9 protein-coding genes are annotated in these 12197 nt (G+C 56.9%); all 9 read right to left on the minus strand.

The features are described from left to right. Positions 1–11: 11 nt before the first annotated feature. Positions 12–3494, minus strand: a complete 3483-nt coding sequence (dnaE, locus tag C1N60_RS16105) for a DNA polymerase III subunit alpha (RefSeq protein WP_058770581.1) — start codon at positions 3492–3494, stop codon at positions 12–14. Positions 3495–3525: 31 nt separating this feature from the next. After that, positions 3526–4152, minus strand: a complete 627-nt coding sequence (rnhB, locus tag C1N60_RS16110; protein ID WP_058759533.1) for a ribonuclease HII — start codon at positions 4150–4152, stop codon at positions 3526–3528. Continuing rightward, positions 4145–5293, minus strand: coding sequence for a lipid-A-disaccharide synthase (gene lpxB / locus C1N60_RS16115; protein WP_058759532.1), 1149 nt, complete (start codon positions 5291–5293; stop codon positions 4145–4147). Before lpxB ends, rnhB begins: the two co-directional genes overlap by 8 nt. 3 nt (positions 5294–5296) lie before the next feature. After that, positions 5297–6085, minus strand: a complete 789-nt coding sequence (gene lpxA / locus C1N60_RS16120; protein ID WP_021507480.1) for an acyl-ACP--UDP-N-acetylglucosamine O-acyltransferase — start codon at positions 6083–6085, stop codon at positions 5297–5299. 3 nt (positions 6086–6088) lie between these two features. Further along, the gene (fabZ, locus tag C1N60_RS16125; protein ID WP_013507953.1) at positions 6089–6544 is read right to left on the minus strand and encodes a 3-hydroxyacyl-ACP dehydratase FabZ; all 456 of its coding nucleotides are present in this window, start codon (positions 6542–6544) and stop codon (positions 6089–6091) included. A 194-nt stretch (positions 6545–6738) separates the two neighbouring features. Continuing rightward, positions 6739–7764, minus strand: coding sequence for a UDP-3-O-(3-hydroxymyristoyl)glucosamine N-acyltransferase (gene lpxD, locus C1N60_RS16130; RefSeq protein WP_104188147.1), 1026 nt, complete (start codon positions 7762–7764; stop codon positions 6739–6741). A gap of 3 nt (positions 7765–7767) precedes the next feature. Then, a complete protein-coding gene (skp, locus tag C1N60_RS16135; RefSeq protein ID WP_021507482.1) occupies positions 7768–8265 on the minus strand; it encodes a molecular chaperone Skp in 498 nt (165 codons plus the stop codon). A 113-nt stretch (positions 8266–8378) separates the two neighbouring features. After that, a complete protein-coding gene (bamA, locus tag C1N60_RS16140) occupies positions 8379–10790 on the minus strand; it encodes an outer membrane protein assembly factor BamA (protein ID WP_021507483.1) in 2412 nt (803 codons plus the stop codon). Between the two features lie 51 nt (positions 10791–10841). After that, positions 10842–12191, minus strand: coding sequence for a sigma E protease regulator RseP (gene rseP, locus C1N60_RS16145; protein WP_058759530.1), 1350 nt, complete (start codon positions 12189–12191; stop codon positions 10842–10844). Positions 12192–12197 lie beyond the last annotated feature (6 nt).

Below are 12197 nucleotides of genomic sequence, written 5' to 3' on the forward strand. Positions count from 1 at the left end.
ATGTTCCTGTTTTAGTCAAACTCCAGTTCCACCTGCTCCGACCCTACTAACGACCGCAAATCGTTGAGTAAACGATCGCTGGGCGAAATACGCCACGCTGCACCAAAGCGCAGCTTCGCCCGCGCATCTGCTCTCTGATAATAGAGATGCACCGGAATGGTCCCGGAGCGATGAGGCTCCAGAGACTGGCGGAGACGGTTTAAAAGCTGGTCATCAATTTGCCTGTCCGTCAGCGAGATAGCAAGTCCGCGCGCGTATTTTTCCCGCGCTTCGTCGATGTCCATGACTTCCCGGGCGGTCATTTTAAGCCCACCGCTAAAGTCATCAAAGCTGACCTGTCCGCTGACGATCAGGATACGGTCCTTCTCCAGCAGCTGCTGGTATTTATCTAACGCATCGGTAAATAACATCACCTCGAGACGGCCAGAGCGGTCGTCAAGAGTACAGATACCAATTCGGTTGCCGCGCTTGGTGACCATGACGCGGGCGGCAATCACCAGCCCGGCCGCAACGGTCACTTTACCACGTTCTGTTGGATGCATGTCTTTCAGGCGCATGCCGCCAACGTAGCGCTCAATTTCTTTCAGATACTGATTGATCGGATGACCGGTGAGATACAGACCGAGCGTCTCACGCTCGCCATCCAGCTGCACCTGCTCCGGCCACGGCGTAATGGCCGCGTAAGATTGCTCAACCTGCTCGGGCTCTTCCGCCAGCACGCCGAACATATCCGCCTGTCCCGTCGCTTCGGCTTTGGCATGCTGATCCGCCGCTTTCAGGGCGTCACCCAGCGCGCTCATCAGCGCCGCGCGGTGCGGGCCAAGACGATCAAACGCGCCGGACATGATCAGTTTTTCCATCACGCGACGGTTGATCTTTTTGGTGTCGGTGCGGGCGCAGAGATCAAACAGCTCTTTAAAGTAGCCGCCCTGATTACGCGCTTCGAGGATCGCTTCGATCGGCCCCTCACCCACGCCTTTGATGGCGCCGATGCCGTACACGATCTCCCCGTCATCGTTGACGTGGAACGGATAGAGCCCGGAGTTAATGTCTGGCGGCAGCACTTTCAGCCCCATGCGCCAGCACTCATCCACCAGTCCAACCACCTTCTCGGTGTTATCCATATCGGCAGTCATCACCGCCGCCATGAACTCGGCCGGATAGTGCGCTTTCAGCCACAGCGTCTGATAGGAGACCAGCGCATAAGCAGCAGAGTGCGACTTGTTAAAGCCGTAGCCTGCGAACTTCTCCACCAGATCGAAGATTTTCATCGACAGTTCGCCGTTGATGCCCATCTTCTCAGCACCGTCCTGGAACACCGAACGCTGCTTGGCCATCTCCTCCGGCTTCTTTTTACCCATGGCACGACGCAGCATATCCGCGCCGCCCAGCGTATAGCCGGACAGCACCTGGGCAATCTGCATCACCTGTTCCTGATAGAGGATGATGCCGTAGGTCGGCTCCAGCACCGGCTTCAGGCTCTCATGCTGCCACTGAATGTCCGGGTAGGAGATGGCTTCACGGCCGTGCTTACGGTCAATAAAGTTATCGACCATGCCCGACTGCAGAGGCCCCGGACGGAACAGAGCCACCAGTGCGATCATATCTTCGAAGCAGTCCGGCTTCAGGCGCTTGATCAGATCTTTCATGCCGCGCGATTCAAGCTGGAACACCGCGGTGGTTTCCGAGCGCTGCAGCATGTCGAAGCTTTTTTTGTCATCCAGCGGGATGGCGGCGATATCGATCGGCGGTAAACCCTGCTTTTCGCGCCGCGGGTTGATCATCTTCAGCGCCCAGTCGATGATGGTCAGCGTGCGCAGGCCGAGGAAGTCAAACTTCACCAGTCCGGCGTATTCCACGTCGTTTTTATCGAACTGGGTGACCGGGAACTGGCCGTTCTCATCGCAGTACAGCGGCGCAAAATCGGTGATTTTGGTCGGCGCAATGACCACGCCACCGGCGTGCTTGCCGGCGTTACGCGTGACCCCTTCCAGCTTGCGCGCCATGTCGATCAGCGCTTTGACCTCTTCGTCAGCTTCGTAGATCTCCGGCAGCTGCGGTTCCGCCTGGAACGCTTTTTCCAGCGTCATGCCGGGATCCGGCGGAATCAGTTTCGAGATGCGATCAACAAAGCCGTACGGATGCCCCAGCACCCGGCCGACGTCGCGAATCACCGCTTTCGCCGCCATGGTACCAAAGGTGATAATCTGCGACACCGCATCGCGGCCGTACATCTCAGCCACGTGATCGATCACCTGGTCACGTTTTTCCATGCAGAAGTCGACGTCAAAGTCGGGCATCGAGACACGTTCCGGGTTAAGGAAACGTTCGAACAGCAGGTCAAACTCCAGCGGATCGAGATCGGTAATTTTCAGCGCATAGGCCACCAGTGAACCGGCACCGGAACCACGCCCCGGCCCGACCGGAATGCCGTTGTCCTTCGACCACTGGATAAACTCCATCACGATCAGGAAGTAGCCGGGGAAGCCCATCTGGTTAATGACGTTGAGCTCGATGTCGAGACGCTCGTCATACTCCGGCCGGCGTTCGGCACGTACCTGCTCATCCGGGAAGAGAAACGCCAGGCGCTCCTCCAGCCCTTCGCGCGACTTCATCACCAGGAAATCTTCGGTCGACATGTCGCCGGTCGGGAACTGCGGCAGGAAATATTCGCCGAGGCGCACCGTGACGTTACAACGCTTAGCAATCTCTACGCTGTTTTCCAGCGCTTCCGGGATGTCCGAGAACAGCTCGCACATCTCCTCTTCGCTGCGCATATATTGCTGAGGACTGTAGTTGCGCGGACGTTTAGGATCGTCCAGCGTGTAGCCGTCGTGAATCGCCACGCGGATTTCATGGGCATCAAAATCTTCTTCGTTGAGGAAGCAGACTTCATTGGTGGCCACCACCGGCACCGATTCAGCAATCGCCAGCTCAACCGCGGCGTGCAGATAGGCCTCTTCATCTGGCCGGCCGGTACGCGTCAGTTCCAGATAGTAGCGGTTAGGGAAATGCTGCTGATAGAAGCTCAGGCACTGCGCCACCAGCGCGTTATTGCCGCGCAGCAGGCTGCGACCGACGTCGCCGCGCCGTCCGCCCGACAGCAGAATCAACCCTTCGCCCAGCTCCAGGAGCCAGTCGCGATCGATAATCGGTCCGGCGATACCGTAACCGCGCTGGTAAGCGCGCGAAATCAGCAGCGTCAGATTCTGGTAACCGGTGTTATTAGCGGCCAGCACGGTGAGCTGCGTCAGCTCATCGCCCATCAAATCGCTGGCCACCTGGAAGTCGGCCCCGACGATCGGTTTAATACCGGCGCTGTGCGCGCTGCCATAAAAGCGCACCAGCCCGCACAGGTTGATGTAGTCGGTGATGGCAATGGCTGGCATGCCGAGCGCGGCCGCCTTTTTTACCAGCGGCCCGGTCTTGGCCAGACCATCGACCATGGAGTAATCGCTGTGTACGCGCAGATGTATAAAACGAGGTTCAGCCATATCAGTTTCCGGTTAAAACAGCGTCAGGCTATTAAAGCGTAGTCGGCTGGCGCGCGGCCAGCACATCAGCATCAATCAGGGCGTTACGCACCGGCGCAAAGCTGCGGCGGTGGTGAGGTGTGGCACCAAACTGCGTCAGTTTTTCCATGTGCAGCGCGGTCGGATAGCCTTTGTGCTGGGCGAAACCGTACTGCGGAAACAGCAGGTCCAGCTCGGCCATTTCGCGGTCGCGCGTGACTTTGGCGATGATCGAGGCGGCGCTGATTTCCCGCACCAGACTATCGCCCTTCACCACCGCCTGCGACGGCATCGGCAGCGCCGGACAGCGGTTGCCATCAATCAGGACAAAATCCGGTGCAATATGCAGACCGGCAACCGCGCGCTGCATCGCCAGCATGGTGGCGTGCAGGATGTTCAGCTGATCAATCTCTTCCGGTTCAGCGCGGCCCAGGCTCCACGCCAGCGCTTTCTCTTTGATTTCATCAAACAGCGCAAGGCGGCGCTTTTCAGACAGCTTTTTGGAATCTGCCAGGCCGGCAATCGGCCGCGCCGGATCGAGGATCACGGCGGCGGTCACCACGGCACCGACCAGCGGGCCACGTCCGACTTCATCAACGCCGGCAATCAGCCGGGCGTCAGGATAGATAAATTCAGCCATTGGCAATCTCCAGTACCGCATCCGCCGCCTGTTCGTCGGCGTTCCAGCGAATCTGCTGATGCAATTGGGTGAAAGTGGCCAGCAGCGCGTCACGCTCCGGACCGGCATGCAGCAGCGGCTCCAGCGCCGCGGCTAACGCTGCAGGCTGGCACTCCTCCTGCAGCAGCTCCTGCACCAGCTCACGGCCGGCCAGCAGGTTAGGCAGCGAAACGTACGGGGTTTTCACCAGCCGCTTCGCCAGCCAGAAGGTGAACGGCTTCATACGATAGCCCACCACCATCGGGCATTTCGCCAGCATGCACTCCAGCGCTGCAGTGCCGGAAGCCAGAATCGCTGCGTCGCTGGCGATCATCGCCTGGCGCCCTTTGCCATCCAGCAGGTGCATTGGCAATTCCGGCGCGACGCTGGCTTTGATCTGCTCGAACTGCGCGCGCCGCTTCGCGTTAACCAGCGGCACCACGATCTCCAGCGCCGGATAGCGCTGGCGCAGCAGCTGTGCAGCGCGCAGGAAATCGGCGCTGAGCATCTCCACTTCCGCGCCGCGGCTGCCCGGCAGCAGGCCAAGGCACAGCGCATCGTCAGCGATGCCTAGTTCACGGCGCGCGGCCAGTTTGTCCGGCTGCAGCGGCATCGCATCGGCCATGGTGTGCCCGATGAAGCGGCACGGCACGTTGTAGCGATCGTAAAACGCTTTTTCAAAAGGCAGAAACGCCAGCACCAGATCGGTGTTGCGGCCAATTTTGAACACGCGCTTTTGTCGCCAGGCCCACACGGAGGGACTGACGTAATGAATGGTGCGAATGCCGGCACGCTTGAGGTTGCCTTCCAGCGTGATGTTGAAATCCGGGGCATCGATGCCGACGAAGACATCCGGCCGCAGCTCGGTAAAGCGCTGGGTTAAATCCTTGCGGATGTGCAGCAAACGGCGCAGGCGGCCAAGCACCTCAACGATGCCCATTACCGCCAGCTCTTCCATCTCGTACCAGGCTTCGCAGCCTTCGGCCTGCATCAGCGGACCGGCAACGCCAACGAAGCGCGCGTCAGGATGGCGCGCTTTCAGCGCACGAATCAATCCGGCACCAAGAATATCGCCGGAGGTTTCTCCGGCGACCAGGGCAATCGTTAAGGGACGCACTGACATGAATTAACGAATCAATCCACGGGTAGAACGGGCAAAGAAGTCGTAGAAAGGCTGCACTTCGCTATGAAGTTTGGCCAGTTCTTCAATCTCCGGCTTCACTTCATCCAGCGTTTTACCGCTGCGGTACAGCAGCTTGTACGCGTTACGAATGGCGTGCAGTGCTTCTTTGCTGAAGCCACGACGCTTCAGGCCTTCGATATTGACACCGAACGGCGTGGCATGGTTGCCCTGCGCAATCACGTACGGCGGCACGTCCTGCGCGACGCCGGAACAACCGCCTACCATCACGTGGGCACCAATGGTGCACCACTGGTGCACCGCCGTCACGCCGCCGATGATGGCAAAATCATCCACGGTAACGTGGCCGCCCAGCGTTACGTTGTTGGCCAGAATACAGCGATTGCCGATCACGCAGTCATGGGCAATGTGCGCATTGACCATCAGCAGGTTGTCGCTGCCGACTTTGGTCAGGCCGCCACCCTGCGTGGTGCCACGATGAATGGTGACGCTCTCGCGGATGCGGTTGCGATCGCCGACTTCAACGCGGGTCGGTTCACCGGCATATTTCAGATCCTGATTCACTTCGCCAATCGAAACGAACTGGTAGATCTGGTTATCTTTACCGATACGCGTGTGGCCATTCACCACCACGTGCGATTTCAGCACCGTGCCTTCGCCAATTTCCACGTTCGCTCCGACAACACAAAACGGACCGATTTGGACGTTGGCGCCGATCACCGCACCTTCTTCAATGATGGACGTTGGATGGATGCTGGCGGTTGAATCAATCACTAATTATGCCTCCCGGCTACGGGCACACATCATGGTCGCTTCACAGACAATCTTACCGTCTACGGTTGCCACGCCTTTGAAGCGCGTCAGGCCACGGCGGGTCTTCTCGAAGGTAACTTCCATGATCATCTGGTCGCCCGGCACTACCGGACGCTTGAAACGGGCTTCGTCGATACCGGCGAAATAGTACAGCTCGCCCGGTTCCAGTTTTCCAACGCTTTTAAACGCCAGAATACCGGTCGCCTGCGCCATCGCTTCCAGGATCAGAACGCCTGGGAAAATCGGTTTACCAGGGAAGTGTCCCTGGAAAAACGGTTCATTAACAGAAACGTTCTTTACCGCACGCAGATATTTATGCTCTTCAAATTCCAGCACGCGGTCAACCAGCAAAAACGGATAGCGGTGCGGCAGCAGTTCTAAAATCTCTTCAATTTTCAGAGTATGCGTTTCAGTTGTCAAAATACTCTTCCTGTCCTAAAAAATCTGATGGCAACAATAACACGGCCTGCACCGATCAAAATGATCTTTCGCAGGCCGCAAATCAGTTCAGTGGCGTTTCGCTTACCATGATACCTGCTGCCGCACTCTGGTTAACCCCGAGGTGAAAGAAGGTACGCTGCTTTATTATGAAAGCGGGTAGAGCCGGGATGTGCTCAGTCGTCTTTGCCGACCTTGCGTTCGATGGCTTTTAAGCGTTTGCTCATGTCATCGATGTTCATCACCAGCGCTGCCGTTTTACGCCAGGTTTTGTTGGGTTGCAGCGGGATACCCGATGAGTATACCCCAGGCTCTGTGATGGGACGCATGACCATGCCCATGCCGGTTACCGTCACTTTGTCACAGATTTCCATATGGCCGTTAATGACGCTGGCTCCGCCAATCATACAGTAACGCCCAATCTTCAGACTACCCGCCATGATCACACCACCGGCAACCGCGGTGTTATCACCAATCACGACGTTATGCGCAATCTGACACTGGTTGTCTATGATAACACCATTGCCGATCAGAGTGTTATCCAGCGCACCGCGATCGATCGTAGTACAGGCACCAATTTCTACCCGATCGCCAATCACCACGGTGCCCAGCTGAGGAATTTTCACCCAGTTGCCGCGGTCGTTAGCATAACCGAAACCATCGGCACCAATCACGGTGCCAGACTGAATCAGACAATCCTGACCAATCTGAATCTCATGATAAATCGTAACGTTGGCCCACAGACGGGAACCACGGCCAATGCGCGAGCGCTTGCCGACAAAGCAGCCGGCGCCAATCACCACGTCATCACCCAACTCAACGCCGGACTCGATGACCGCGTTAGCGCCCACCGAGACATTGTTCCCCAGCTTCGCGCTCGGATCGATCACGGCGCTGGGCGCGATATTTTGCGCGGGCTGCGGCGTGGTGTCCAGCAGTTGTGCCATGCGGGCATAAGTCAGGTAAGGGTTTTTCACCACCAGCGCGGCGGTTTTACACCACTCCAGATCCGCTTCCGTCAGCACCACGGCTGAGGCCTGAACCTGTGCGAGCTGCTCGCGGTAGCGGCTGTTGGCAAGAAAAGTGATTTGACCAGGGGTGGCGGATTGCATAGAAGCAATGCCGGAGATGGCGATATCGCCATCTCCGTGCAATTCTGCATCCAACTGCTGGGCTAAATCAGCCAGTCGAATTGATGACATCGATTATTTAACCTGTTTCAGCACGTCAGCAGTAATGTCTTTCGCGTTAGAAGCATAGGCAACGGCATTGGCGTCGATTACCACGTCATACCCTTCGCTGTCCGCCACTTTCTTCACTGCGTCCTGAATACGGCTCAGCAGTTTGTTACGCTCTTCCATCTGACGACGGCGGTTATCCTGATCGAAAGCCTGCGCTTTCGTCGAGAACGCTTCGCGCTGTGACATGATGTCTTTTTCCATGCGGCTGCGGTCGCTGGCCTTCATGGTTGAACCATCACGCTGCAGTTTCTGCATTTTAGTCTGCAGATCGCGCTCCTGGCTCTGCAGTTCAGTAGCACGGCCCTTGAATTCGTTTTCCAGCTGTTTAGCAACGGTCGCACGTTGCGGTAACTGTTGGAAAATGCTGGACACGTTTACCACTGCAATTTTGTCAGCAGCCTGAACGCCCGCGGAAACCGCTAAAGCAAGACCCAGACCTGCGGCACACAACAACTTTTTCACTATAAACTCCTTACCATCAACGTTTGTGTCAGCGACACAGTGTTGGCATCGTCCGGCTCCCGTCTGGCGCCGGCGCGATGCCGTACTACGACTCTGCTTCCGTGCTCAGAACCTTACCAGGTTTTACCGATGTTAAACTGGAACTGTTCTGCTTTGTCTCCCTCGACTTTCTTCACTGGCTGTGCGTAGGAGAACACCAGTGGTCCAAGTGGCGACATCCACTGCAGCGCAAGACCGGCAGAGACGCGAATGTTGTTCGGGTCGCTGTAGTCCGGAATGCCTGCCGCGCGGGTTTCCGCGGTGTTCTGCCACTTGGTATCCCAGACGGTACCGGCATCCATAAATACCGAGGTACGTACTGAGTTTGCATATTTCTCGCTCAGGAACGGCGTTGGCGTAATCAGCTCAAGGCTGGCGATCGCCATGGCGTTACCGCCCACCGCATCGTCAGACTTACAGATGCCGTCCGGATCGGTCAGATTACAGCTCGACGAACGATCGTTCAGGTAAGCGGCTTTCGGACCAATGGTGTTGGACTGGAAGCCACGCACGGTGCTGGAACCGCCGGCGTAGAAGTTCTCATAGAACGGCATCTCTTTGCCACCGAGTCCGTCACCGTAGCCAACACGGCCACGACCCAGCACCACCCAGGTGCCATCACGGTTCAGCGGCACGTACTGCTGGGTGTCCAGCGTCGCTTTGTAGAACGAGTTATCAGAGCCCGGGATGGTCACTTTACCGTTCAGGTTGGTACGGTTACCGCGCGTCGGGAAGAAACCACGATCGAGCGTGTTGTACGTCCAGCCGTAGTTGAAGGTGAAGTCATCCGCAGAGAAATCACCGTCATCATTCAGCCCCTGATGACGACCCACCGAGTCAAGGTAACGCCACATCGCCACCTGCGGACGCATGTTGGACAGGTCGTTGTGCACATAACCTAAGCCGACGCGCAGCGTGTTGTTTTCGTTAACCGGGAAGCCGAGCGTACCGTCCACACCGTAACTTTTGTTGGTGTAGTCGGAGAGATCAGCATCATCCGCTTTAAAGTCGTTGTAGAAGAGGCGACCGCCGAGGCTCACACCGTCCACCGTGAAGTATGGATCGGTGAGTGAGAATTCTGCGTAGGTCTGGTAGTCGTTCTTGGTACCGCTGATGCCGACGGTATTACCGGTGCCGAGCCAGTTCTCCTGGGTCACGCCGACCTGGAAGCTGACGCCACTCTCCGTACCGTAACCCACACCAAAGTTGAAGGTACCGGTGTTACGCTCTTTGACTTTGTAAACCACGTCAACCTGGTCTGGCGAGCCCGGAACGCGCTGGGTATCAACGTCCACGGTTTCGAAGTAACCGGTACGGTTCAGGCGCTCTTTGCCCTGATCGACGAGGTCGCTGCCCAGCCATGCGCCTTCCATCTGACGCATTTCGCGGCGCAGTACGGCATCTTTCGAGGTGTCGTTACCTTCAAAACGCACTTTACGCACGTAATAACGGTTACCGGCATCAACGTTGATGTGCAGCTTAACGGTTTTATCCGCATCGTTGATTTCCGGCTGCGTCACCACGCGAGGATAGGCGTAGCCATAACGGCCCAGCAGCTTCTTGATGTCATCTTCCATCTGGGTGACTTTGGTGCCGTTATACAGCTCACCGTTAGGAATCTGCGTCAGGTGCTCAATTTCCGCCGAGTGGCCCGCCATACTGCCGTTGACGATCACGCCGGCAATCTTGTACTGATCGCCTTCAGTGATGTTGACGGTGATGTAGATGCCTTTCTTGTCCGGCGTCAGGCTCACCTGCGTGGAATCAATATTGAAACGCGCATAACCGCGATCCAGATAGAAGCTGCGCAGGGTTTCGAGATCGCCCGCCAGTTTCTGCTTCTGGTATTTACGATCGCCCACCACGTTCCACCACGGCACTTCATCGCGCAGCTGGAAGCGGGAGATCAGTTCGTCTGAGCTGAACGCTTTGTTGCCGACAATGTTGATCTGCTGGATCTTGGCCGAGACGCCTTCCTGGAAGACGAATTTCAGATCGACACGGTTACGCGGCAGCGGCGTCGCGATGGCTTTGACGCTGGCGGTATATTTACCGACGCTGTAGTAAAAGTCCTCCAGCCCCTTCTCGATGGAAGAGAGCGTGGTGCGGTCAAGCGCTTCGCCAACGCGCACACCGGAGGCCTCAAGGTTCTCCTTCAGCTGATCCTCTTTCACCGCTTTGTTACCGGAGAAGGTGATGCTGGCAATGGTCGGACGTTCCTTCACCTGAACAATCAGGGTGGTGCCGTCACGCAGAACCTGGACATCTTCAAAGTTACCGGTAGCGAACAGTGAGCGAATGGTGTTTCTGATGTCATCATCATTCACCGTATCACCGACGCGTACCGGCATGCTGAGCAGAGCCGCGCCGACGGCGACTCGCTGTAGACCTTCGAAATGAATGTCCTTCACTACGAAATCGTCTGCACCGTAAACGGTGGCGCTGCTAAACAGCAGCGACGCTATGAGCAACTTTTTCATCGCCATCGTTGTTATGCGTTTTCCTAACACATCCCGCGCCTGTCTGCGTTCCAGCGATTACAGGCGAGAGAAATCATTGAAAAGTGCAAGCCCCATTAAAAGCACCAGCAAAATTGAGCCGATGCGATAACTGAAGTCCTGAACTCGCTCGGACACCGGTCCACCTTTGATCTTTTCGATCGCCAGAAAGAGCAGATGTCCACCATCTAAAACCGGCAGAGGGAACAGATTGATGATCCCTAAGTTGACGCTAATCAGCGCGAGGAACATCAGGTAATAAATCACCCCATATTCAGCTGATAATCCGGCACCCTGCGCAATCGAAATTGGCCCGCTCAGGTTATTCAGCTTGACGTCCCCGGTTATCAACTTGCCCAGCATCGAAACCGTCAGCTTCATCAGTTGCCAGGTTTTGACACCGGCTTCACCAATCGCGGCGAAAGGTCCGTACTGTTTTACCGTTTTGTACTCATCCGGCAGCGGGATCACACGCGGGATCACCCCGGCAAAACCTTCCGCTGCGTTACCCGGTTTCGCTTCCGGCGTTAGCGTCAGCGTTAACGGTTCACCGTTACGCTCAACCTCCAGCGCCATGTTTTTGCCGGGATTATCCCGAACCTGAGCCGCAAAAACCTGCCATTGCGTTAATGGCTGACCATCGACTTTAACGATCCTGTCGCCGGCTTGCAAACCGGCAGCACTTGCCGGTGAACGCGCCTGCACTTCTGCCAGCGTGGTTTCGATTTGCGGCCCGCGCGGTCGAATACCTAAAGCGACCACCGGGTCCTGTTTGTCCGGTTCAAATTGCCAGTCACGCAGATTGAGCTGCTTCTGCTGCGTCGCCTGCTGACCAAACTGTGACACGGTCAGCGTGGCACTGCTGTCGCCGATTTTACCGATCAGCGCCAGGCGCACAGCATCCCAGTCAGGCGTTTCGATACCGTCAACCGCTTTAAGTTCCATGCCGGAGGTAATTTGCGCTTCTGCCGCGACGGAACCGCTCATAATTTCGCCGACCACCGGGCGAACACCCGGCACCCCATGGATGAACACCACCCAGTAGGCAAACACGGCAAAAATGAAATTTGCGATGGGACCGGCGGCAATGATTGAGGCACGCTGCAGCACGGTTTTATTGTTGAAGGCCTGATGACGCAGCTCAGCGGGCACGCTCTCTACGCGCTCGTCGAGCATTTTGACGTAGCCACCGAGCGGAATCAGCGCGATCACGTATTCCGTGCCCTGGCGGTCAGTGCGACGCCACAGGGCTTTGCCGAAACCGATCGAGAAGCGTTCTACTTTGACACCGCAGCGACGCGCCACCCAGAAGTGGCCGAACTCGTGCACCGTAATCAGCACGCCGAGCGCCACGATAAAGGCGACAAAACTCCAGAGTATGCTCAACATCGTCGC

This window comes from Pantoea sp. SGAir0184, assembly GCF_043544755.1.